Genomic DNA, 25,340 nt, shown 5'->3' on the forward strand with positions numbered 1-25,340 from the left:
CTATGAATTTGCGTGTACTGGTTTTAACAACCTCGCTTGGCGTGGCTATTACGCTATCAGCCGTTAACTTTTATTTTCAGCATAAATGGTACGATGTGATGGTTACTTTCACTGTAGCCCTTGGTGTAAGTTACTTCGTTTTTTACTACCTCATCGAAAAGTACATTTACTCCCGTATCAAGTTAATTTATAAACTCATTCACAACCTGAAATTAGGCCGCGACCTTAGGGATGCCCTTGGCGAGCACGTAAGCGCTAATCCCATTGCAGACGTGGAACAGGAGGTAAAAGAATGGGCAAAACAAAAAAAAACCGAAATAGACGAGCTGCGCAAACAGGAAAAATTCCGCCGCGATTTCTTATCCAATATTTCGCACGAGTTTAAAACCCCGCTTTTTGCTATACAGGGGTACATAGAGGCCTTGCAGGATGATGATTTTGACGACAAGGAAATGGCGCGCCAGTTTTTGGAAAAAGCTTCAAAAAATGTCGACCGCTTAAGTTACCTGATCAAAGACCTTGATGAAATTTCAAAGCTTGAATCGGGCGAGATGCCTATCAATTACACCAAATTCAAAATCAACGACCTCGTAAAAGAGGTTTTTGAATCACTGGAGATTAAGGGCAAGCAGTACCACATCAAACTCATATTTAAGCAAAAATACGATGAACCTATTGTGGTAAATGCCGACAGGGAAAAGATAAGACAGGTGCTGGTAAACCTGATAGATAACTCATTTAAATACGGCAAAGAAGAAGGAAGCACTTCGGTAAGCCTTTTTGTGCTGCATGATCAGGTTTTGGTTGAAGTTACGGACGATGGTATAGGTATAGAGGAGAAATTTCTGCCACGCTTATTTGAACGCTTTTTCCGTACAGACAGCAGCCGTTCGAGGCAGATTGGAGGCTCGGGCTTGGGGCTTGCTATTGTTAAGCATATTATTGAGGCCCATCAGCAAACTATTAATGTGCGCAGTACTGAAGGGCTGGGGTCAACTTTCGGTTTTACGCTTGCAAGGGCTAAACAAACCATTCCGTTCCCGAATTTACCTACACTAAAAAGTTAACATTAATTTAACATACTAACCGTACCTTTACAGCAATTTTAAATCATTATGTCGCTTAACAGTATATTCCAGTATTTTGTACCAAAGGATAAAAAAATATTCTTCCCACTGTTTGAACAAGCCGCAGCCAACGTTGTAGCCATGGCAACAATATTGGTTGAAGCCGTTAACTCCAACAACGCCCAAACCCGTGAGGACTTATACAAGCAGATTGACAAACTGGAAAACAAAGGCGACGAATATACTCACCAGATTTACCTTGAGCTTGGTAAAAACTTTATCACTCCGTTTGACAGAGAAGATATCCATGCTCTGGCTACAGCTATCGATGATGTTGCCGACTATATTCAAGGCGCTGCCAACCGCATGAGCCTGTACAGGATAGATGATTTAAATGAGCATATCCGCAAGCTATCTGACCTGATACTACAGGCAAGCATCGATCTGGAAAAAGCAGTAAAAGAGCTAAAAGACCTTAGGAACGTACGCAACATTGCCGATTCATGCATCAGGATAAACAGTGTTGAAAACCAGGCCGACTATGTTTTTGACCGCGCCGTAGCTGATTTGTTCCTGTATGAAAAAGATGCTATCCGCCTTATCAAATACAAAGAAATATTAGCTGCCCTTGAAACCGCCACAGATATGTGCGAAGATGCAGCTAACGTTATGGAGTCAATCTTAGTTAAAAACGCTTAAGTAAAATCTTATCCCCAGCTAAATGGTTACTTCCCTACTTGTAGTTATTGTTGTACTCGCCCTGTTGTTTGATTACACCAATGGCTTTCATGATGCCGCAAACTCCATAGCTACCATCGTATCTACCAAAGTATTAACACCGTTTCAGGCTGTGTTAATGGCTGCGGTATTTAACTTTGCCGCTTACTTTTTTATTAAAGACCATAAAGTAGCCAATACTGTATCAAAAATTGTATTGGAGCACTATGTTACCCTGCACGTGATTTTGGCAGGCTTAGTTGCAGCTATTACCTGGAACCTGTTTACATGGTGGTTCGGGATCCCATCCAGTTCATCGCACACCCTTATAGGCGGTTTTGCCGGTGCAGGTATGACCAATGCGCTTTACATGGGCGCTAATGCCTTACAGGCTGTCGAAATGCAATATGTACTCAAGATCATTGCATATATCGTATTAGCGCCTTTTATCGGTTTAATTATAGCCTACGTTGTAACCATATTAATATTACACCTTTGTAAAACTGCAAGACCCGCCACTGCCGAGCGCTGGTTTAAACGCATGCAGTTAGTATCATCCGCAGCGCTAAGCTTTGCTCACGGTGGTAATGATGCTCAAAAGGTAATGGGTATTTTATATGTAAGTCTTATTGCTTCAAAAGTTATACAACCGGGCACCGCAATGCCTGAGTGGATCCCATTGGCTTGTTACTCGGCTATAGCAGCAGGTACTATGTCAGGTGGTTGGAAGATCGTTAAAACAATGGGCTCAAAAATAACCAAGGTTACACCGCTTGAAGGCGTAAGTGCCGAAACAGCCGGTGCCATCACCCTGTTTATTACCGAGCGCTTCGGGATTCCGGTTTCAACAACACATACTATCACCGGTTCAATTATTGGTGTAGGTTTAACTAAACGTGTATCGGCAGTACGCTGGGGCGTTACTATTAACCTGGTTTGGGCATGGATCATCACCATCCCTATTTCGGCCCTGATAGCAGCCGGTGTATTTGCATTGTTACATTTCTTTGCATAAACAAACAGGCAGTAATTTTGTTAGCTTTACTTAAATATGAAAACAAGACTACTTATTATTCCCGCTTTAATAGCTTTCATTACATTAAGCAGCTGTGATACATTGAACCAGGTAGCTAACGCCACCGTTCAAAACCAGGGAACTCCAACATCACTTGAAATTGGCAACGGTTTAAAACAAGCCCTTGAAATAGGCACAGGTAAAAGCTCTGATCAATTATCAGCAGTTAACGGTTTTTTTGGCAATGCGGCCATCAAAATCCTTTTCCCGCCCGAAGCTCAAAAAGCTGAAAAAACCTTACGCAGCCTTGGCTTAAACAGTCTTTGCGATAACGTGATCCTTTCGCTTAACCGTGCGGCCGAAGATGCAGCAAAGCAGGCAAAACCTATTTTTGTTGATGCTATTAAGCAAATGACCCTGCAGGATGTTACCAACATTTTATTAGGCAATCAGGATGCAGCAACACAATATTTTAAACGTACAACTACTGCAAAATTAAGCCTGCAATTTAAACCTGTTATACAGGGAAGCTTAAACAAGGTAAATGCTACCAAGTATTATACTGATGCTGCACAGGCTTACAATAAAGTGCCTTTTGTATCAAAGCTTAACCCCGATATCAGCGATTATGTAACTCAAAAAGCCATCGATGGTTTATTTGTGGAGATAGCGAAAGAAGAGCTTAACATTCGTCAAAATCTTGGTGCACGTACAACACCATTATTGCAAAAAGTATTTGCTTTTGCTGATAAGAAGAAAACTACCGGACAATAAAACCGAAAATTAAAACATAAAAAATGGCAGTGTTAATTTAACTAACACTGCCATTTTTATTTATAGTGATTTTTATTTCTGCTTTTGGAACTTCACCTTTACAGTAACAACTTCGGGCTTGTTGTTGGAACTGCCAACCCATGAAGGGCCATTTTTTATCAATTCAATGGCCTTTTGATCAGCCGTTTCATTCAGTCCTTTTTTGATATTGAACTCGTCGGTTATACCACTCGGAAATACGGTAAATGTTACGGTAACTGTACCCGTTGTATTATCAGGCAATACGGCATTGGTTTGCAGGTATTTTTTCAGGCTACCCCAACCTAACTGCGGATGCGCTACCGTCACACTCACCTCGCCATTATCATCATCTCTTTTAGGGTTAGTTACTACCACTTCGGCCAGCGCCCTTGAATCGGGTTTAAGTGCCACTTTAACGCTATCGCCGCGTGTGGCATTAACCTGCCTTGATTCATAACCAATATAAACAACGTCAAGCGTAGCTTTATCGGCCGGAGAACTGAGGGCGAATTTGCCGTTTACATCAGTTACTGTACTTCGGTTGGTACCTTTTATCCTGATAGCTGCACCAATTAAAGGTGAGCCATCATCGCGGGAAATAATAGTACCAGCAATGTATAATGACTCCGCATTTGCTTTACTGCTAAAGCCTGGTGCTGGCGAAGAGGTAACCCCATCAACCTTACCTGGCAATTTATATTGCATCGGAGCTTTTGCTTTTGCCACGGTTGTATTAGCTCTTAGCAATATTGGCTCCGAACCCGTAGTATCTTTTTTGGTGGGCGATGCTGTATAGCCAAACACAATCCGTTCACTTAGCCCCGTTGCCGGAGCTTCTTTTAATATCTCTTTATCTTTAGCAGCAGGTTCCGCAGGGGCTATCTGCATAGTGTTGCCGGCAGACGGGACAACATTGTTTGATGCTGTCTTATTATCGGCAGCCGAGATATCCTGCTGATAAAGCGCGTTAGCCGACGGCTTTCCCTTTCTCGTTTTTTTATTTACAGCGATTAAAGGCGCTTGTACTGTTCCAACGGGATTTGCATTAGCTTTTTTAACGGTATCCCCGGTTTTTATTGTATCTGTAGCAGCTATTAACGGCGGAGTAGAATTTCTGTTTTCTGTGATGTTATTGCTTTGCAATTCGGTTTTGGCCGATCTGTTAAGATAAAGCCCTCCTAAGCTTAATGCAATTAAAACCGAAGCAGCAATGGGCCAAACGGTCCATGGAATAACCCGGTCTTTCTTTTCTTCGGTACGCTGTTGCAGCCTGGCTGTCAAATCAGCAAGGTTTAACTGTTGACTTGTCCCCATGTTTTCATATCCTTCCAATGCATCCATCAAAAAAGGGTCGTTTAGCGCCTCCATTTCCAGTTTGTGCATAGCACGGGCATCAAGCTCTCCGCTGAGATACTTCTGTATTTGCAATATATTTGCCTTTTTACTATGCACTGTTCCGTTCGAGGCAAATTTTCAAATTCCTTTTACCGTTCTGGATATAACTCTTCACCTCATTTAAAGTATACCCGGTTATATCGGCAATTTCTTTATAACACTTCTCTTTTAAATAAAACAGGTCGATGCTCTGCTTTTGTCCGCCTGTAAGCCCAGCTATACAGCTTTCTAAAGCTTTCAATGCCTCTTCCCTGTTATTATCATCAGGATGCAAAAAGGGGGTAAATTCCATAACCTCATCTAAATTAACCAACTCCATCTTTTTACCGCTCCGCAACTGCATCAAACAATAATTGCGCCCAAGTACATAAACCCAATTCCTGAACTGGTTAATTTCATGCTTTTTAACCTTATCAACCAGTTCCTCAAAAATGCCCATTACCGCATCTTTAGCGAGTTCCTCATCTTTCAGATATTTAAGGCAAACGCCATAAACAAGGGGCATATACCGTTCATATAAGTTGCCCAAAACAGTTAGGTTACCGCTTGCGCGATAATCACTAAGTAGTTCCTCGTCTGTTGATTTCCCTGGTTTTTGGGGCTTTATAAATAGGTTCATTAAACATACAAAATTAATTTATTAAAACGGTTTATGGAAATTAACTGACTGCAGATAGCTCTATTTAAGCGAAATAGACTGATAACAAAGTATTTTTCACATAGATTATGCCAAAATAAGGAGATCAAACTATACAACGAACAGGAATAAACAGCGAAAAAAAGTGTAAAAAATAAAAGAGCGACACCCTGAGGCATCGCTCTTTTACAAATATAGTTACCGGTTATTACCTTGCCCGTTGTGGCTTTGGCAGTTCTTTACGCGGTATCATTTCGGCTCGTTGCGAGGTATGATAAACAAAGGAAGCAACAATTGTAGCAGCTTGTTTCAGGTCGTCCTGTACAAGTCGATCATAAGTGTCCTGGTTACTGTGGTGGGTACGTGTACCATAGTCAATAGCATCCTGGATAAACTGAAAGCCCGGAATACCCACTGCATCAAATGAAAGGTGGTCGGTACCGCCTGTGTTACGGATGGTAAGCGTGGTAGCGCCAAGATCTTTAAATGGCTCAAGCCATGCTTTAAAGATAGGGGCTGCCGCCGAGTCGCCCTGCAAGTATACACCACGAATCTTGCCCGTACCATTATCCAGGTTATAATAAGCCGAAAGCTTTGCCTGTTCCGGTTTCAGCTCCATGGTTTTAGGGTCGCCAAAATGGTTGGCCACGTAACCTCGCGAACCAAACAAACCCTGCTCTTCCGAACTCCATAAAGCAATACGGATGGTACGTTTTGGTTTAAAATTGATGGCTTTTAAAATACGCATGGCTTCCAGCATCACTGCACTGCCCGCAGCATTATCTGTAGCGCCGGTAGCCGCATGCCATGAATCAAGGTGGCCGCCAATCATTACTACCTGGTCTTTCAGTTTTTTATCCGTGCCGGGAATTTCGGCAACTACGTCATAACCCTGCAGGTCATCTGAAATAAATTGTGTTTTGATATCAGCTTCCAGTTGTACCGGCTGACCACCTTTAATCAGACGTACAATGCGCTGATAATCTTCGCTGCTGGTTTCCAACTCGGGAGCTACCGCTTTGGCAGTATCGGCATAGGATGCACCATTGGTAGTAAACACCGTACCGTCGGTACCGCGGGCCTGGCTTAAAACTAAGCCTGCTTTTTCATCAACCAGAAACTGGCTAAGTGTTGCCCTGAAAGCACGCAATTTGCGAAAAGTGGCCATCTGGGCGGCATCTGCAGCATTCCTGCGCGGGCCTTCCGGGGTAGCCTTTGCATTGGCCATTTCGGCAAGTTCCTCGTCGGTATAGCGGGCAGCATCAACTTTCCAGGTACGCTCAGTTGGGGCTTTGGTATCAAATATCACAATTTTGCCAGCCAGTTTACCTTTATATTGCTCAAGCTCGGCTGCCGAATCGGCTTTGAGCAGCATTACCTCGCCTTTTATTAAACCATTTGTACCTGGTGTCCAGGCTTTAGGGATGGCGATAATAGCATGATAATAAGGAATAGTAATAGCAGCATAGTTTTTTTGAACTTCCCAGCCTTTACCAAATTTACCCCAGGCTTCCAGTTTGGCGTTGGCCATGCCCCAGGTTTTGAGCTGATTAACCGCCCAATTTTGGGCACGTTTTAAGCCCGGAGAATTTGCAAGCCTCGGGCCAGAAACATCCGTCAGATAAAAAGCTGTTTCCATCACTTTAGAATGGTTAAGGCCTTCTTCCCTGATTTTTTGAACCATGGCGGCATCAACAGGTTCCTGTGCAAATGCGGGTACTGCAATACCCGCCGCGATAAAACACGAAAAGAGTAGTTTTAATTTCATATACGATAAATTATAAGATCAGTTAGTAACAAACCTATTTATTATAATTTAAAATTGAGGACAGGTTATGTTAACAAATTTGTTACATGAAATTGAATTACTAAGATCTCCGTCCGGAGCTACATAGCATAGGGCAATGTCGGATATTGTCTTGTAATTGTACACCGGGTCAAGGCTATTCCCCCGTTGCTGTTCAACTTTGAAAGTGTGAACACTTAGCGTTTTCTTCTAAAAAATCATCATTGATAATCAGGCATTTATAATCCCCAAAAATCAACAACAAACCACCATGAACAAACCAGCACTGATAACCAAATAGTTACAAAATTTCGGTTTAAAAAGTTGAACACCCTATTTTTAAAAATTGAACACTGACAAAATGTTGTCGGTAATTTATTGACGTTTAGCGATACTGCTCTTAAGACCTTGTTAAAGTATAAATTTTCACTTGATATTATTTAAACGAAATACTTATTTTCATTCAAGGACGTTATCTTACCATATACTTAAACCTATCTTAAATCAATGACAACCATCGCTAATTATGCGGCTCTTAGAAGCTACGCTTACACCCCAGGAAATGAATCTGTTTTTGTTGAAGGCTACTCCACTACCGGAGACGGCGGCCAAGGTACTTTTAATTGGGACCCTTCCGGCACAGAAGCAGACAACGACGGAACCATTATAATAGTTGGTTCCACCACGCCCGGACGATGGAAACGGCTATATTCGGGTAGTATTGATCTACGCTGGTTTGGCGCGAAGAATGATGGCAGCGCCGATGTAACATCTATATTAAACAATGTAATTGCATTTGCTGATACTGTCCCTTCAGCAATCTCTTTTATCGGATCCTATTTGGTTAATGGCACTGTAAATATTAATAATGCGGTTACTCTTGAAGGTGTCAGCAACCAGTCTGTCATCACAGGTACAGGTGTTCTTTCATTTAGTTCAGGCAGTACCGGCGGCACCATATGTGGAGTTACTTTCACCGGAGCCCGCATTGCAATCAATTGCAGCGATGTTACTATTTGCAATTGTATTTTTAACTCAATAAATGATAATGCCATTAAATTAACAGGCACTAATAACAATGTGCTGATTTTAACGAACACGTTTACTAACATAAATCCAACCAGCGACGCTACTTTTAACTCGACAGGACGGGCTGTTTATAAAACTGTAACCAATCCCCAGGGTACAAGCGACCAGTTACGTATCATCAATAATTTAATTGACGGGATAAATTCGGGTTCTTGTATTTTTATAAGTGGCTTAAGCACCAACATCCTTATTACTGCCAATATTATAAAAAACACCATGGGCCAGGGTGTTGAATTTTATATGGCCAGTTATGATTCAACCGGCCGGGTGCTGAACAACCAATTTTACGGAATTGGCAAGGGGCGCATGAGTGGCGTAACATCACCTTATATCGGAGGGAAGGGTTGTAATGCAATTTATGCGGGCCAATATCAAGGCGGTACGGGGCCATTTATAGGTATCGATGTTGCGGGTAACCACATTGATCTTTGTTATGAGAACGGCATCGAAGGAGCATTCAACCTGATCTCGAATAATTATGTAAAAGATACCGGTTATGATCTGATAAATTTTCCAACGGAAAGTCCCGAAGGTATTTACGATGGCCATATTATAACAAACAACACCATTATAAATCCGGGTAAAAACGGGATCTATTATGCCACTGCCGGATCGATCACAGACCGGATTATTACAGATAATTATATTTTTAACCCTAAGGGAACTGATTCGGGTATAAACCTGCTAATTACTGGAAGTACCAAAGCCACCTACTCCAATTGTCAAATTGAAGGCAATATCATCGATGGTTTTGATAATGCCATATATCTCAGAAATCTTGAACTGTATCAAAATGTTGGCCTTTCATCAAATGAGGGTGTTAATTGCAATTACTTTTTTAAGGATGCGGCAGGATTTGGCCTGGATCTAAGAAATGAAGGGTCGATAGCGACAAATATATTGCAAAACCAATTGTTTAGTCAGTGGACGGGTACTGTGCCGGATAACTGGACATTATTAAATGGTACTATTCTTAAAGTAACTGATGCCGATAACGACGTTGTACCTAAAATCACGGCTACTGATGCCTTTCATGGCAGGCTGGTTCAAGGTAGTATGTCTTTCCCCACATTAGTTACAGGGAACCGGTTCTTACTTTTTCAGATCACCGCAATGGGTAGCGCGGATTTGCTACTCCGGATCACAGTATATAACAGCGACGGAACACTCTCAAGCACGGTATCCAGCTTTGTTACCTCAGGTATTTCATCTACCGCCTATACAGTATATAATTGTTTATACAACATTCCATCTACACATATTCAGATAGAGATCGGCACAAGCGGCGTCTCCGGAACCTGGGTTCAATTCAAGAATATACAGACATACTTTGTTGATAAGTTGCCACATTAATTTCGTCATAGTCAATCTGCCAAAGTTTAGCGATGTTCGAATTGGCATTAATTTAATCTCCCCAACAAAAAAAGGGCTTATCTTTTCAGATAAGCCCTTCAATATTTAAAAGCTATTTAATTACAGCTTGCGTTTAACTTCTACGTTTTCGTAAGCTTCAACAATGTCGCCTACTTCAATGTTGTTAAAGTTGTTGATGTTCAAACCGCACTCGTAACCTGCGCTTACTTCTTTCACGTCGTCTTTGAAACGTTTCAGAGAAGCCAGTTCGCCGGTGTAGATCACCACACCATCGCGGATGATACGGATCTTGCTGTTACGGTTAATTTTACCATCAAGCACCATACAACCTGCAATAGTACCCACCTTGCTAATCTTGAAGGTTTCGCGGATCTCAACGTTAGCCACAATCTTCTCTTCAAAGGTTGGTGCAAGCATACCTTCCATCGCCGCTTTGATCTCGTTGATCGCGTCGTAGATGATCGAATACAGCCTGATATCTATTTGCTCGGCTTCGGCCAGTTTACGGGCACCACCTGAAGGGCGTACCTGGAAACCGATGATGATCGCATCAGATGCCGATGCCAGCAACACATCTGATTCGGAAATCTGACCTACCGCTTTTGAGATGATGTTCACCTGGATCTGCTCGGTTGACAGTTTCAGTAATGAATCTGACAAGGCCTCGATAGAACCATCCACGTCACCTTTAACGATAATGTTAAGCTCCTTGAAGTTACCAACAGCCAAACGACGGCCGATCTCATCAAGGGTGATGTGTTTCTGAGTACGTAAGCCCTGCTCGCGTTGTAATTGCAAGCGCTTGTTGGCAATTTCGCGTGCTTCAACTTCGCTCTCAAGCGCGTTGAACTTATCACCCGCTGTTGGTGCGCCCTGCATACCTAATACCTGTACAGGTGTTGATGGTCCTGCAGAATCCACACGCTGACCGCGCTCGTTGGTTAACGCTTTTACACGGCCGCTATAGCAACCTGCCAATATCGGATCGCCCACTTTTAAGCGACCTGCCTGTACCAGGATGGTGGTAACAATACCACGACCTTTATCTAAAGCAGCCTCAATAACAGTACCTACGGCACGTTTTTTAGGGTTGGCTTTCAGTTCAAGCAATTCTGCTTCAAGTAATACTTTTTCCAATAACAGATCAACATTTAAGCCGGTTTTGGCCGAAATTTCCTGCGACTGGTATTTACCGCCCCACTCTTCAACCAAAATATTCATAGCCGATAGTTGTTCCCTTACCTTATCGGCATTGGCACCCGGTTTATCAATTTTGTTGAAAGCGAAGATGATTGGTGCACCTGCAGCCTGTGCGTGGTTTATGGCCTCGCGGGTTTGCGGCATCACGCTGTCATCGGCAGCTATCACTATAATTACAATATCTGTAACCTGTGCACCCCTTGCACGCATCGCGGTAAACGCTTCGTGACCCGGTGTATCCAGGAAGGTGATCTTACCTTTATTATCAGGCAATGTTACCTCGTAGGCACCAATGTGCTGGGTTATACCACCCGCTTCACCGCCTATTACGTTGGTTTTGCGGATAAAATCCAGTAATGAAGTTTTACCGTGGTCAACGTGGCCCATGATGGTTACGATTGGCGCACGTGTCACCAAATCGGCCGGATCATCAACCTGGTCAAGGTTGGCTTCCTCATCCTGCGGTTTAACAAATTCAACCTGGTAGCCAAATTCATCGGCCACAATTGAAAGTGTTTCAGCATCAAGCCTTTGGTTAATGGAAACGAACATACCAAGGCTCATACAGGTAGATATAATCTGTGTTACAGATACATCCATCATGCTTGCCAGCTCGTTTGCTGTTACGAACTCGGTAACCTTCAATACTTTTGATTGAAGTTCCTGTTCCATTGCCAGTTCTTCGGCACTTGCAGCAACGTCATCACGTTTTTGACGACGGAATTTAGCACGTTGCGCAAACTTGCCCGACTTACCTGCACCGCTTAAGCGTGCAAGTGTAGCCTTGATCTGGTCTTGTATATCCTTTTCTGAAGGTTCTTCTTTCGGTGTGCTGTGTTGCGGAGGATTATTCCGGTTATTCCTGAAATCAGGACGGTTGCCGCCGCCACCATGATGACCACCGCCACCCTGGTTTGGCCCGCTATTGCCAGGAGCACCGTGTGTACGGTTCCTGAAATCCGGACGATTAGGATTAATGGTACCACCACCACTCGGCTGCTGGCCTTGCTGATGATTGCCACCGCCGCCTTGCTGACCGTGCGGATGGTTACCATCACCGCCGCCTTGCTGCGGGTTACCCTGGTTATCTTTACGCTTACGTTTGCGCTTATGATCGGCCGAGTTATTATTTGAATTTGATGATGAAGCCACCGGGTTGCGTTTTGGCGCATTAACCGGCAACTGGATCTTACCAATAATGTTTGGCCCTGTTAAACGCTCTGCCTTAGCACGGATCACATCCGGCTCCTGGCTTTCATCTGCTGCCGGTGCTGCAGGAGCTTCGGTAGCGGCCGGAGGCGTTACAACCGGTGCTTGTACAACAACCGGGGTTGCAGGCGCTTTCGGTTCTTCAACCTTAGGGGTTTCAACAACCGGCGGTGCAACTGGTGCAGCGGGCGCTGGTGTTTCAACCTTTGGAGGCTCTGGCGCAACAGGTGTTACAGGCTTTGGCGCTTCAACTTTTGGCTCAGCAGGTGCCGGGGCCGGTGTTGGCGCAGGTGCCTGGGCAACAGGCTCTGGCTGTTTAACAACTTCCACAGGTTTTTCAACGGGCTTCTCTGCCTGTGGCTGTGGCTTAGCATTCAGGTTGTTAAGGTCAATTTTTCCAACTACCTTAACACCAGGTAATACGTCATTGCGCTCATCAGAACGTGCAGGGGCTGCTGGTGCTGCCGGAGCAGCAGGCTCGGCCGGTTTTGGTTTTTCAACCTGCGGCTGTGCAAAGTGCCCTGTATTCTTGATCAGTATCTCTTCGTTCTCAAAATCGCGCGAACGGCGGTTCTCAACCGGCTTTTCAGGAAACTGTGCAGCAGGCTCTTCTTTCCTTATCTTTCCGATACTGATCTGCTTAGCTTCCTCCTTAATACTCTTGTCAACAGCAAATTCCTTCAACAAGGCATTGTACATGTCGTTATCCAGCTTAGCCATAGGATGCTTGTCAACCTTGTATCCTTTGGTAGCTAAAAAATCGACAAGGGTACCCATGCCAATGTTCAGTTCTTTTACTGCTTTAATTAATTTTATGGATTTGTCTTCTGACATTTAATATTACTTTCTCTGCTTATTTGGTGCAAAAATACGCTTTTTATTTTGCTTATTACGTTTATTCAAACTCCGCATTCAAAATTGATAGCACTTCTTTTACAGTTTCTTCCTCTAAATCGGTGCGTTTTACCAGTTCACCAACGGTTAAGGCCAATACTGATTTTGCTGTATCTAAACCAATGCGTTTAAATTCGTCAAGGATCCAGCTATCAATTTCGTCTGAAAACTCTTCGATGTCCACATCTTCGTCATGCTCATCAGCCTCACGGTAAACATCAATTTCGTAGCCGGTCAATTTTCCGGCCAGCTTAATGTTATGCCCGCCACGACCGATAGCTAATGATACCTGGTCGGGTTTCAAATACACTGCAGCCGTTTTTTTCTCATCATCTAACTTAATAGAAGTGATTTTTGCTGGCGATAAAGCACGCTGAATATATAACTGAACGTTATTGGTAAAGTTAATAACGTCGATGTTTTCATTTTTTAACTCACGTACGATACCGTGGATACGTGAACCTTTCATACCTACGCAGGCACCAACCGGATCAATACGGTCATCATATGATTCAACTGCAACTTTAGCACGTTCGCCCGGTTCGCGTACAATTTTCTTGATGGTGATTAAGCCATCAAAAATTTCAGGCACTTCAAGTTCAAACAAGCGCTGTAAAAACTCAGGTGCTGTACGTGAAATGATGATCTTAGGATTACTGTTCAGCATATCTACCTTTGATACAACAGCTTTAACGCTATCGCCTTTCTTAAAGTAGTCGGCCGGGATCTGTTCTGTTTTTGGCAGCAACAACTCGTTACCTTCGTCATCAAGTACTAAAGTTTCCTTTTTCCAAACCTGGTAAACCTCGCCTGTAACAATTTCACCTACACGGTCTTTATATTTTTTGAAAATCTCGTCTTTCTCTAATTCCAGAATTTTTGATACCAGCGTTTGGCGGGCAGCTAAAATAGCACGGCGGCCAAAACTTTCTAAAGTGATCTGCTCAATATAATCATCACCAACTTCAAGGTCGGCGTCATACAGGTGCGCTTCGGCAAGTTCTATCTCCAGATCATCGTCCTCACTAAAGCCATCTTCCATAACTTTACGGGTACGCCAGATCTCTAAGTCACCGTTGTCGGTATTAACAATTACGTCGCAATTTTCGTCCGTACCATACTTTTTCCTGATCATGCTTCTGAAAACGTCTTCCAGTACGCTCATCATGGTAGGGCGGTCAATGTTCTTGAAATCTTTAAATTCCTGAAAAGAATCAATTAAATTAATATTGCTCATTTTTTACTTAAATGATATTAAAACCTTTGTTTCTGTTATTTGATCAATCGGGATAACGCTTTCAATAACCTGCGCCTTTTTCCCTTTTTCTTTTACTTTTTCTTCAATGGTGATGGCATCCTCGGTAAGGCCGGTCAGTACACCTTCGCGCTTGGCACCATCTTTCATTTTAATACCCAGGTTACGACCAACATTTTTGGCGTATTGCCTTGGCGATGACAGCGGAAAATCAATACCCGGCGATGAAACTTCAAGGTTGTAAGCAGTTTCGATCACGTTTTCCTCTTCCAGATGGAAACCTACGTGCCTGCTTACCTGCACACATTCATCAATGCCGATACCGTTATCGCCATCAAGCAGAATAATCAGCTTACCGTTCGAGTGCATTTTGATATCCACTATAAACAGGTTTGGCTTATCTGCTATTTTCTCTTCTACCAGTTCTTTTACCCTTTTTTCAATATTCATTACCCACCGGTGTTTTTGACAGAATAATTTTGATTGATAAAATAAAAGAGGGGACTAATTGCCCCCTCTTTTATTAACGGTTGCAAATATAATCAAAAATATTAAATTTTCAAGCATCCGGATAGTTTATTGCTTAAAAATCAAATCTGTATAGTGCAAAGTTCCGGGTTTGCTATGGCTTTTTATCAGATCGGTCAATGTACCGCCTTCTTCAAAATTATAATAACGAAAAAAATAGGTTTGCTGTGTGCTAAAAGCCGTATCAGGAGTAAAAATAACCACATTTTCTTTAATTACGTAACGTCCCGGCTGTACAGGCTGCAGGTTTTTTAAAGTAGTATCGGCGGGCATACGGTAAACAGCCATGAGGGTTTGCCAGGCCGTTGCCGATGAGTCACGACCGATTTCATTAATAATAGCCGGATCAAAGCCTGATATCTGCAATGCTTTTCCGTTATTAACAGGGCTAATAGTTACTAATGCTTTGGTTGATGTTTCGGCACAACCGAAAAAAAACAATGGCAAAAGCAATAGAGGAAAAAGTTTTTTCATTTGGCAAGATAAGTTTATTGTAATAAAATGCGGATATTTCTGTTCACAATACAAAACCTGTCACAATTGAAACTGAGAACTTTATTCCTGATCATATCGATATTTTTTTGCTGTTTTAAAGTTAATGCCGGGGCACCCCGGATAGACCTTAACCATGTTAAAGCCAAGGCCCGACAGAGCCTTACATTTTGCCGGCAACGGGGGTACAACACCCGGTATTGCATTTTAATTGACATGTCGTTGCCTTCGGGGATTAGGCGTTTTATGATATGGGATTTTAAGAAGAACGATACGCTGATGAGCGGACTGGTAAGCCATGGCTGTGGCCGCAACCCATGGAATGGCGTATGGTCAAAAGATAAACCATCATTTAGTAATATGGATGGCAGTCATTGTACCGCCCTGGGCAAATACGAAATAGATGGCCGGGCCTGGAGCGCGTGGGGAATTCATGTAAAATATTACTTAAACGGGTTGGAGAGCAGCAATAACAATGCCCTGGCAAGGCAAATTGTTTTCCACTCCTGGGAACGGGTTGCCGAAAATGAAGTTTATCCTAACGGCACACCCGAAGGCTGGGGTTGCCCTGCTATCTCCAATAACACCATGAAAACTGTGGACGCTTTGTTGAAAAAGCAGAAGAAACATGTATTATTATGGATCTATCAATAAGTATCGCCTGCTTAATCTCCCTAAAAAACATTCTTTGATAACCGGCTTGCAGCATTCAAAAAAAGCTTAACTTCATTGCATGTTTATAGCAGTATTAGGAGTTATTGTACTCATTGTGGGTATAGTGCTCAAACGTTCGCCCGAGCCGGCCGGCCGGTTTAATGGCGTGGTAACCACTGTGGGTATTGCCCTGGTAGTGCTTGGCTTGCTCCTCAATATATTTAAAGTTATTGAACCAGGTAAAGTAGGGGTTCAAACCCTGTTTGGGAAGGTGCAGGACCAGGTGCTTGAAAGCGGTTTACATATCATAAACCCGGTTGTGGAAATCACCACTTTTGATGTTCAAACCCAAACCTATACCATGAGTGCCGTAAACAACGAAGGCCAAAAGGAAGGCGATGATGCTATCCGCGTACTTTCATCAGATGGATTGGAGGTTACCATCGATCTTTCGGTACTATACAAAGTAAAGCCCGACAAAGCCCCTTACATTATGCAGAACATTGGCGAAAACTATGTAGATAAGATCGTTCGCCCTGTTTCGCGCACCGCAATTAGGGATAATGCTGTTGCCTATGCTGCTGTTGACCTGTATTCAACCAAGCGACAGGAGTTCCAGGATAAAATAAACCGTTACATTACTGCCAGTTTTGAAAAACGCGGGCTGGAGCTGCAGCAGATACTAGTGCGCAACATCACCCTGCCGGCCTCGGTACGAGCCAGCATCGAATCAAAGATCAACGCCGAGCAAGATGCCCAGAAAATGGAGTTTGTGCTGCAAAAGGAACGCCAGGAAGCCGAGCGTAAACGCGTGGAAGCACAGGGCATTGCCGATTATCAGCGTATCCTTTCAACCGGGTTATCAGACAAGCAACTGCAATATGAGGCCATAAAAGCTCAAAAGGAAATTGCGCTTTCGCCCAATGCCAAAGTGATTATTATTGGCGGCAAAGGAGGCAACCCTATCATGATAAATGACAAATAGAGCGTAATTAGTACTAATCCGCTTTGTATGCTTTCAAAACTGTCCTTTCCTTGCCTTCTGCGGGCCAAAGGGTAATTTTGTAATGATCGGTACCTTCGTCCTCATCGGGGTTCACGTTCTTTACAGCATACGAATAAATGCGTACCCGATATCTTGCCGGGGTAACGATGGCTTTCAGGATAATTTTGGTATCCGGAAAATTCAGGATTTCCATAATGCCGGAGCTTAGTTTTACGCTGCCTTCAACAACATGGTCGTATTTGCTGAAATCTTTTTCGGTATCGGCTAAGTTAAGCACATTAAGTTCGGCCCGTACATGTCCATAGCTGGCTATTTTTATACCGATGATATCTTCCGTAGTACCTAAGCGCGCATTTTGGGCATCGCTGTTCCAAAAGGTAGTATCGCCGGTGGTACCGGTAAATGCCGAATCGCACAGGTAAAATTGATTATGGGTAGTAAAAAAATCAAGATTGTATTTACCCGAGGGGCGCATGGAGAAAGCAAAGACCGCAGGCAATACCAAAAGAAATACAAGTAAGACTGAGCGTTGTTTTTTTTGCCTTTTCATTGATAAGGCAAGTTACAAAAAAGATAAAAGCAATGCCTTTCGGATAGTATAATTCCCTTTAAACAAAAACGCATCCCATATATCTCCCATCATAGCTATTTGATCTGCATGGTGGGAGACGCATGTGATGCGTCTCTACAAAAAAAATAAAAAAGAGCGGGATTGTGCGATTCCCCTCTTGAGAGAGCCTGTCCCGAAATTAATCGGGAGGTGGAGGGGTGTGTTTCTGCTTTGACAAACACACCCCTGCTATCGCTCATTCCCGCCGCGCCCCCTCTAGAGCGGGGAATCTTTTATTTCTCTTTCTCGTTACTCATTGAATAAGGCACATCGGCATCTTTGGTACCGCGGTATTTATTCGGGGTAGCCTGCATATCAAAATCAAGCACTGCACCGTTTAACAAACCTTTGTGACTTAACCAGTTGTTGGTGTATGGTTTACCATCAACAGTAAGTGTATTTACATACCTATTTTCGTCGCTGTTTTTTGGCGCGTTTATAGTGATGGTTTTGCCATTCTCTAAGTTAACCGTCACTTTTTTAAACAGTGGGGCACCTAACACATACTGATCGCTGGCCGGGGTAACCGGGTAAAAGCCCATGGCCGAGAAAATATACCATGCAGATGTTTGGCCGTTATCCTCGTCGCCGCAATAACCGTCAGGTGTTGCCCTGTAAAGCCTGTTCATAGCTTCGCGAACCCAGTATTGGGTTTTCCATGGCTGGTTTGCGTGATTATATAAGTAAATCATGTGCTGAATTGGCTGGTTACCATGCGCGTACTGGCCCATACCGGCAATCTGCATCTCGCGGATCTCATGGATCACACCACCATAATAGCTGTCATCAAATACCGGCGGCATTTCAAATACCGAATCCAGCTTGGCTGCAAATTGCTGCTTGCCGCCCATCAGGTTTATTAAACCCTGAATATCGTGGAACACTCCCCAGCTATAATGCCAGCTGTTACCTTCGGTAAAGGCATCGCCCCATTTAAACGGATTGAACGGTGTTTCAAAAGTACCATCCTGGTTTTTACCGCGCATCAGTTTAGTTTGCGGATCAAAAATATTACGGTAGTTCTGACTGCGTTTTTTGTAGATCTCGATTTCCTTTTTTGGCTTGCCAAGGGCTTTACCTAACTGGTAAATCGCAAAATCGTCATAAGCATACTCGAGCGTACGGGCAGCGTTTTCGTTGATCTTAACATTGTAAGGTACATAACCCAAAGTATTGTAATACTGCACCCCACGGCGACCGGTTGCATTAGGGCCTTCGTTGTTAGCGCCGTGTTTAAGGGCCTGGTATAATGTTTCAATATCATAACCGCGCAAACCTTTCAGGTAAGCTTCAGAAACTACCGATGCAGAGTTATTACCGATCATACAATCAGCATAACCCGGGCTCGACCATTCGGGCAGCCAGCCGCCTTCTTTGTAATCATTGATGAGGCCTTCCTGCATTTCCTTATTGATAGATGGATAAACCAAATTCAGGAAAGGGTACAATGCCCTGAAAGTATCCCAGAACCCGGTACCGGCAAATAAATAACCCGGCGCAACTTTACCGTTGAATGGGCTATAGTGTACGTTTTGTCCGCTGGCATCAACCTCGTACATTTTGTTGGGGAAGAAAAGCATGCGGTAAAGGCTGCTGTAAAAGGTGCGGGTTTGATCGATAGTACCTCCTTCAACATCCAAACGGCTCAAGGTTTTGTTCCAGGTATCTTTCGCTTTTTGACAGGTTGCTGCAAAATCATCATTACCCAACTCACGTTTCAGGTTAAGTTCGGCCTGCTCAATGCTGATAAATGAGGAAGCAACTTTTAAATGAACTTTTTCGCCTTTTGCTGTTTTCAGGGTGATCACTGCACCGGCATGGTCACCGGTGTATTCCAGCTGTCCAGCATCCTGCTTCCAATCGTGCCACGCAGAAGCCAGGGCAAATGGTTTATCTACATAAATAACAAAGTAGTTTTTAAAGTTGGCAGGTACCGCACCGCTGTTTTTAGTGCTGTAACCAACTATCTTTTGCTCGCCGGGGATGATCTTCACATATGAGCCTTTATCAAAAGCATCAATTATGATATGGGAACTGTCGCTTTTAGGGAAAGTGAACTGGAAACTGGCGGCACGTTCGGTTGGTGTAATTTCGGTTGTTACATCATAATCAGCCAGGTAAACACTGTAGTAATACGGCTTTGCAGTTTCGGCTTTGTGCGAGAACCAACTGGCGCGATCTTTTTCGTTCAGTTTTAATTTACCGGTTTCCGGAAAAACGGAGAACATGCCATAATCATTCATCCACGGGGATGGCTGGTGGGTTTGTTTAAAACCAAGAATCTTATCGGCATCATAGGTATATTGCCAACCATCGCCCATTTTACCGGTTTGTGGTGTCCAGAAGTTCATACCCCATGGCAATGCCACAGCCGGATAGGTATTACCATTGGAGAGCGATGGCTTTGATTGCGTACCCATGAGCGGGTTGATCAGATCGACAGGTGACGACACCTTTTCTTGTGCCGAAAGTGCTGCCGGTAAAAAGGCAAACGCCAGGAGGAGTAACTTTTTCATTTATTATTTGGGTGCTTTATTTTCAAATCACTGTAAAGACAATTTTCTTGAGCGAATTACGCAATCTCTTTTCAAAAAAACTTCCGCACACGAAATTTCATGTACGGAAGCATAAACCAACTCTCTCTCAAAAAAGAATCTTTTACCATTTAATGCTCACCTTGATACCGTCAGGGCTGTTGGCAAAGCCCAGGTATAAGGTGTTTGATGATTTATCCCATGAGGATTTTACATCAGTAATGGTTTTTCCTTCGCTATCGGCAACTACTGTTTCCTTTGGCTGCGCCGGCAACAAGATCCGGGCACTGTTTAATGTTTTGATAGGGCTTTTAGCTATAAAAGCATAACTATTAGCTGTTGCCGCTTCGTCGTAAATCCTTGATGCCGAAGCCAGTACTTTTGGCTGTTTTTTATCCGCAACACGCTTAACAACGTATAACAAAGCCTGTTCATTAGGATTGATCGTTTTTTCGGCGAGTACAGGCAATTGCGGATCAAACAGATCGATAACCGGGCCTTTAACAGTATAAGGCTTGCTATCGGCATTTTCATCCATAACCGAAACAATATCGTACGGGCCGCGCTCCAGGTACATGCTGTTTTTAAATTTTAGTTTGCCGCCCTTAGCATCTTTTTCATAAGCTTGCTTAACGTTTTTAATGAAGTTTTCATCATTATTAGGTTGCATCACATATTCTTTAGGATTTTGCCTTAAAACGTAAACCGCACCTTTACCAACAGCAAAACGCTGATCACCTCCGGTTGGGTTTATACCCAGCAGTTTAAACAGATGCTCAGATGGAGCTTTGAAATTGTTCCCTTTGGTATCCCACCATTCCATTACCGATTGGTACGGATCATCATCACGACCTGCATAGATCAGCACACCGCCATTTTTAACCCACTCGGCTAAATGCTCATGAACCTCGGCCGATACCGGTTTCATGTTAGAATAGCTCATCACCAGAACTTTGATATCCTTAAGCGAGGCCGCGTAGCCCAGGTTTTCCATATGTATGGTTTGTACCGGCACGCCACGTTTTACCAACGGCAAAGTTTGTCCGTAAAAATTGGAAAACTGCGGATCCTCAAAACCGTTATGCGTAGGGAAGCGCTGAAACATCAGGGTATTGCTCATCAGCACACCGATACCGTTAACGCCGGATACCTTATTGGTTGAAACAGGCATATCATTAAGCGCATTCACCATGATCTGCATCTGGGTTGAATAAAACTGCGGGATCAGTGTTTTTTCGTTAGTACCCAATACGGGGTACGGATGGGTGTAGATCCTTTCTGGCCATGGCATTACCTCGTAGTCGGCCACCATTGGGTACAACAGCTTAGCAGTGAAAGTAGCCTGGTAATTGCGTTTGTAATCGCTCCAATCGTGTACGCGGTCTTCAATCGGGTCGGTAAGGAAAAACACTTTACGACCGGTTGGGGCAGTCATTGATACTACCGAACCATATTCCAGGAAGGCGTTTTCAAACACACGCTCTTTTTCTTTACCATTAAAGTAAGTAGGCTCGCGTGAGGTACCTGTCCATACCTGGGCGATATAGCCGTCGATACCCGGCAATGAAGCCAGGCTTGCCTCCGGACTAACAATTTGCCATGACGAATAGTTTACCAGCGAGTGCGTAGCGATGAATACCTTAATGTTCATGCCTTTGCTTTTGCCGTACTCCTTGGCGTATGATGATACCTGTTTTATGGTTTCGTAATACAGGTTATATTTTAGCTTGTTCGATAAGTAAGTGTTTTCAGCAGATGCGTCCTGCGGTTTCCATGGGAAGCCATAATATTTTTGCCATTGCTCTTTGAAGCCGGCGCTGTAACCTGCACGGGCCCAAAACTCAGGCTCTTCTAAAAAAATGTTGGTGATGCCAACGTCAATCACACGCTTAACCACAGCGGTTTTCATGTATTCGATAAAGGAATCATCAGGCACCACGTAAGGCATATCCTTACCGTGGAAAATGGTATCGCCTTTTTGTGTTACCTGCCCTACACCAAGGTGGTTTTTACCATCCCATTTTCCCAAAAAGTAGTCTTTGTAATCGCCCCAGGCAATACCTGTCATGAAATTTACATCATAACCACGGTCGCGCCATGATTTAACGCGTTGCTCAAAGGTCATATTAGGATGATCATTAGTGCCATATACAATGGCGATATCCGAGCGCACATCAATTTCCGGCCTCCACGGACTGCTGGTTTGGAAAGCTGTTTTTTCTTTCAGGGATGCCGGCTTCGGGTTAGTGTCCTGTGCAAAAGCCCCGGCGGCAAATGCAAGTCCGCAACAAAAAAGTAGCGTGTTTTTCATAGTCATATTTTGTTAAAACTGTGTTTGGAAGAGACCACTCCCAGGCCCCTCCCTCACACAGGTATTATTATTTTCACGGAACTTTTACCTCTTTAACATCGGTATAGTTATAGTAATTAAGACCATAAGACATCTTTGCGCCTACGCGGATAAAGTAACTTCTTTTTCCTGGTAGTTTACCGCCAAGCGTAGTAAGGCTAATGGTTTTGCCCACCGCATTATTTGCATCGTCACCTCCTAATTTCGGAGTATAACGGTTATCATAGTTATTATTACCTACGTAATTGTTTGAATTAACAAATACCGCAACGTCACTCACGTTTTGCTGAAAATTAGGATCGGCAGTACCGCGGGTAATTTTAAAGCTTGTAGTTATGGTACCATCTGCATTTAAAACAGGATCACCAACCCACTCTATCCTTAAAAATGGTTCAACCGAAAAGTTTACGGTGGTTACATCCTTTACATCAACAGTCTGGCTTTTATCAACAATGGTTTTGCCGGTATTATCAACCTGCACCAATGGTACAAAAGCGCCCTCTGCCGAAATTACGTTTTTGCCTGCAAACAGCTTGGTATTTTGATAAGTACCATCCTGGTATGAGGATATATAAAAAGGAGTAGGATTATCGCTCCAGCTTATCTCCAATAATTTGATACGGGTACCTGAGCCCTGTTCTGTTTGCAGGCTTTTACCTGTACCGGCATCTGTTACTGTACCTTTTAAAGTAACATTGGGAGCGGCATAATTATCAACTTTTTTGCATGAGCTGCCTGCGGCAACCAATACACTTAATGCTATGCTATAAAATAGTTTTTTCATCTCTCTCTTAAAATTAATAACCCGGATTTTGAATTAAATTCTGGCTTTTCTGGATCTCAGGATCAGGTATCTGCTCATAGTACCAGCGCGGATCAAATGTGTAGCGTGAGTTACGCTCATCTAAACGCGCGTCAAGGAAGTATTTCCCATCGGCAATAGAATAGAACGGCATCAGCGTACGGTAAATGGTGCTGTTTTGCTCCTTGTCGGCAACCCTCCAGCGACGCATGTCCCAGTATTGTTTATTTTCAAAACCAAGCTCTTTTTTGCGCTCTTTGCGTACTACATCAACAGTTAAAGCTCCTGATCCGGTCAAGAGGTCGGCACCTGCACGCTCGCGGATCTGGTTAATTTGAGTAAAGGCATCCTGCAGGTAATTTTTATCCCCCTGGCCAAGCGAGCTTAACTCAAAAGCGGCTTCAGCACGGTTCAGCATTACCTCGGCATAACGCAGCTCAATCCAGGTTTGATCAGAACGATTTTCCAGCACCTCTGATGTTGGCTTATCCGGTACAATGTATTTACGGATAGCAAACCCCGAAACCGAGCAGGTGCCATCGCCTGTAAAGTAACCACTTAAACCGGCTGGATTCATCGTAGTGCCATCCGGCAATTTCACCGGAGTTTGATTAGCATTAGCCGCCTCAACAATGTTGGCTGTTGGATAGTGGGCGGTTGAACCTGCAGGTAAAAGCGGGCTAATACCACCAACAGAGCTTCCGGTATAAATGCCCCTGCGTATTTCAATGCTTACGCCTTTCATTACATCACCAGGTAAAACTACTGTTGCCCTTAACCTTGGCTCAGCGTTAGCAAACAGATCCATGGTATTAGTGTACAAATCATATTTGCCATTTGTAGTGGTTTTGATAGTTCCGTCGGCGTTTTTAGGGATGCCATCAAACATTTCCACAAAGTTGAGGGTAGGATTAACCTCAGACGAATATCCATTGGCTCCCATCAGCTGGCGAGGTACATTGTAGGCATCATAGCCGTGCACCGATTCCGGATAATGATATTGGCGTACAAATATGTTTTCGGGGCTTGATGCATCAAAGAACAGGTTAATGTAGTTTTGATATTGCGCAGTTTTATCACCTGCTACCCAGGCCTTTTTGTATAAACTGTATCTGCCTTCTAAAAGTGCAGCCGCATCATATGCTGCTTTGAAATAAGTTACCGCTTTTGCAGCAGGGATGCCACAAAGCCTGTTGCCGCTACCATCAACCAATGACACCTGGTTGTATTTGGCAACCGAGCCCGCATAAAGCATAGCGCGTGATTTAAAACCGGCTGCTGCATACTTGTTAGCGCGACCAGCCTGGTTGCTCTCAGGCAGGTTGGCATATGCATAATCAAAGTCAGAACTGATCAGGTCATAGATCTTTTCTTCGGATGAACGTGGTATTTTAAGTTCATCAACGCTTTGCTCGGGATAGTTTAGCACCTTATCAACATAAGGCACACCGCCATAACGTTTAACCAGTGCAAAATAACAAACCGCACGAATAAAACGGGCCTCACCTAACCAGGCGTTTATCTGTTCCGTAGTATAATTGCTGGCATACTTAGGCAGAGTTTCAGATAAATAATTTGCATCCCTGATTGTTTTATAACAAAAGCTCCAGGTAGTTGGCCTGTCGTCAAAAATCAGGTTTTCCTGCATTGAATTACTCTGATCGCGGCTTAAAGCCTCGCCTGTAGTAGCACTCGTAGGCGCAATGATCCAGAAAAAGTTAAGACCTCGTGCCGGTGAATACCTAAAATCCTCAATAGGGAGCTCGGCATACATCCTGGCCATATAAGCCGTTATACCGGCGCTGTTTGCGAAAACGTCCTGATCCGTAATAATATTCGGAGGCAGGGTATCCAGCTTTTTACATGCTGCGGTACAGCAAAGTAAAAAAGCCAATATCATATATGAGTATTTTTTCATGATCTGAGTAATT

19 protein-coding genes are annotated in these 25,340 nt (G+C 43.5%); 7 read left to right on the forward strand and 12 right to left on the reverse strand.

The genetic code is table 11. The annotated features are described in order from the left end of the window. Nucleotides 1–2: 2 nt before the first annotated feature. Genes BMX50_RS07305 through BMX50_RS07320 form a run of 4 tightly spaced genes read left to right on the forward strand, consistent with a single transcriptional unit; the run spans nucleotide 3 to nucleotide 3,573 of the window. Nucleotides 3–1,067, forward strand: a complete 1,065-nt coding sequence (locus BMX50_RS07305; protein WP_091209668.1) for a sensor histidine kinase — start codon at nucleotides 3–5, stop codon at nucleotides 1,065–1,067. 48 nt (nucleotides 1,068–1,115) lie between these two features. Next, the gene (locus BMX50_RS07310) at nucleotides 1,116–1,766 is read left to right on the forward strand and encodes a DUF47 domain-containing protein (protein ID WP_091209670.1); all 651 of its coding nucleotides are present in this window, start codon (nucleotides 1,116–1,118) and stop codon (nucleotides 1,764–1,766) included. Between the two features lie 22 nt (nucleotides 1,767–1,788). Beyond that, entirely contained in the window at nucleotides 1,789–2,799 is a 1,011-nt protein-coding gene (locus tag BMX50_RS07315) for an inorganic phosphate transporter (RefSeq protein ID WP_091209672.1), read from the forward strand. A gap of 36 nt (nucleotides 2,800–2,835) precedes the next feature. Next, nucleotides 2,836–3,573 carry a DUF4197 domain-containing protein gene (locus tag BMX50_RS07320; RefSeq protein WP_091209674.1) on the forward strand — a complete coding sequence of 246 codons (738 nt, stop codon included), beginning with the start codon at nucleotides 2,836–2,838 and terminating at the stop codon, nucleotides 3,571–3,573. Nucleotides 3,574–3,645: 72 nt separating this feature from the next. On the opposite strand, the gene BMX50_RS07325 is transcribed toward BMX50_RS07320, so the two are convergent. The 3 genes from BMX50_RS07325 to BMX50_RS07335 form a co-directional block, all read right to left on the reverse strand. Then, nucleotides 3,646–5,022, reverse strand: a complete 1,377-nt coding sequence (locus BMX50_RS07325; RefSeq protein WP_143065119.1) for a carboxypeptidase-like regulatory domain-containing protein — start codon at nucleotides 5,020–5,022, stop codon at nucleotides 3,646–3,648. 16 nt (nucleotides 5,023–5,038) lie between these two features. Beyond that, nucleotides 5,039–5,608, reverse strand: coding sequence for an RNA polymerase sigma factor (locus BMX50_RS07330; RefSeq protein WP_091209679.1), 570 nt, complete (start codon nucleotides 5,606–5,608; stop codon nucleotides 5,039–5,041). A gap of 226 nt (nucleotides 5,609–5,834) precedes the next feature. Beyond that, nucleotides 5,835–7,394 (reverse strand): M28 family metallopeptidase, encoded by a 1,560-nt coding sequence (locus BMX50_RS07335; protein WP_091209681.1) that lies wholly within the window; start codon nucleotides 7,392–7,394, stop codon nucleotides 5,835–5,837. A 525-nt stretch (nucleotides 7,395–7,919) separates the two neighbouring features. Here BMX50_RS07335 and BMX50_RS07340 point away from each other — a divergent pair. Further along, a complete protein-coding gene (locus BMX50_RS07340) occupies nucleotides 7,920–9,854 on the forward strand; it encodes a hypothetical protein (protein WP_091209683.1) in 1,935 nt (644 codons plus the stop codon). 120 nt (nucleotides 9,855–9,974) lie between these two features. On the opposite strand, the gene infB is transcribed toward BMX50_RS07340, so the two are convergent. From infB to BMX50_RS07360, 4 genes are all read right to left on the reverse strand, one after another. Next, entirely contained in the window at nucleotides 9,975–13,118 is a 3,144-nt protein-coding gene (infB, locus tag BMX50_RS07345; protein WP_091209685.1) for a translation initiation factor IF-2, read from the reverse strand. 61 nt (nucleotides 13,119–13,179) lie between these two features. After that, the gene (gene nusA / locus BMX50_RS07350; RefSeq protein WP_091209687.1) at nucleotides 13,180–14,415 is read right to left on the reverse strand and encodes a transcription termination factor NusA; all 1,236 of its coding nucleotides are present in this window, start codon (nucleotides 14,413–14,415) and stop codon (nucleotides 13,180–13,182) included. Nucleotides 14,416–14,418: 3 nt separating this feature from the next. Beyond that, nucleotides 14,419–14,883: a ribosome assembly cofactor RimP gene (gene rimP, locus BMX50_RS07355; RefSeq protein WP_091209689.1), complete on the reverse strand. Its 465-nt coding sequence runs from the start codon at nucleotides 14,881–14,883 to the stop codon at nucleotides 14,419–14,421. Between the two features lie 126 nt (nucleotides 14,884–15,009). Next, nucleotides 15,010–15,435, reverse strand: a complete 426-nt coding sequence (locus tag BMX50_RS07360) for a hypothetical protein (protein ID WP_091209691.1) — start codon at nucleotides 15,433–15,435, stop codon at nucleotides 15,010–15,012. A 66-nt stretch (nucleotides 15,436–15,501) separates the two neighbouring features. Here BMX50_RS07360 and BMX50_RS07365 point away from each other — a divergent pair, with 66 nt between their 5' ends. Then, on the forward strand, nucleotides 15,502–16,107 hold the full coding sequence (locus BMX50_RS07365) for a murein L,D-transpeptidase catalytic domain-containing protein (protein WP_244280889.1): 606 nt from the start codon (nucleotides 15,502–15,504) through the stop codon (nucleotides 16,105–16,107). A 79-nt stretch (nucleotides 16,108–16,186) separates the two neighbouring features. After that, a complete protein-coding gene (locus BMX50_RS07370; protein ID WP_091209694.1) occupies nucleotides 16,187–17,092 on the forward strand; it encodes a prohibitin family protein in 906 nt (301 codons plus the stop codon). Between the two features lie 13 nt (nucleotides 17,093–17,105). Here BMX50_RS07370 and BMX50_RS07375 read toward each other — a convergent pair whose 3' ends face one another. From BMX50_RS07375 to BMX50_RS07395, 5 genes are all read right to left on the reverse strand, one after another. Further along, nucleotides 17,106–17,663 (reverse strand): hypothetical protein, encoded by a 558-nt coding sequence (locus BMX50_RS07375; RefSeq protein WP_143065120.1) that lies wholly within the window; start codon nucleotides 17,661–17,663, stop codon nucleotides 17,106–17,108. A gap of 293 nt (nucleotides 17,664–17,956) precedes the next feature. After that, a complete protein-coding gene (locus tag BMX50_RS07380) occupies nucleotides 17,957–20,239 on the reverse strand; it encodes a GH92 family glycosyl hydrolase (protein ID WP_091209699.1) in 2,283 nt (760 codons plus the stop codon). 142 nt (nucleotides 20,240–20,381) lie between these two features. After that, nucleotides 20,382–22,568 carry a hypothetical protein gene (locus tag BMX50_RS07385; RefSeq protein ID WP_091209701.1) on the reverse strand — a complete coding sequence of 729 codons (2,187 nt, stop codon included), beginning with the start codon at nucleotides 22,566–22,568 and terminating at the stop codon, nucleotides 20,382–20,384. Between the two features lie 73 nt (nucleotides 22,569–22,641). Further along, nucleotides 22,642–23,391 carry a DUF3823 domain-containing protein gene (locus BMX50_RS07390; protein ID WP_091209704.1) on the reverse strand — a complete coding sequence of 250 codons (750 nt, stop codon included), beginning with the start codon at nucleotides 23,389–23,391 and terminating at the stop codon, nucleotides 22,642–22,644. A 13-nt stretch (nucleotides 23,392–23,404) separates the two neighbouring features. Further along, a complete protein-coding gene (locus BMX50_RS07395) occupies nucleotides 23,405–25,327 on the reverse strand; it encodes a RagB/SusD family nutrient uptake outer membrane protein (RefSeq protein ID WP_208864661.1) in 1,923 nt (640 codons plus the stop codon). Nucleotides 25,328–25,340 lie beyond the last annotated feature (13 nt).

This window comes from Mucilaginibacter gossypiicola (genome assembly GCF_900110105.1).
In the GTDB taxonomy this organism is placed as follows: Bacteria; Bacteroidota; Bacteroidia; order Sphingobacteriales; family Sphingobacteriaceae; genus Mucilaginibacter; species Mucilaginibacter gossypiicola.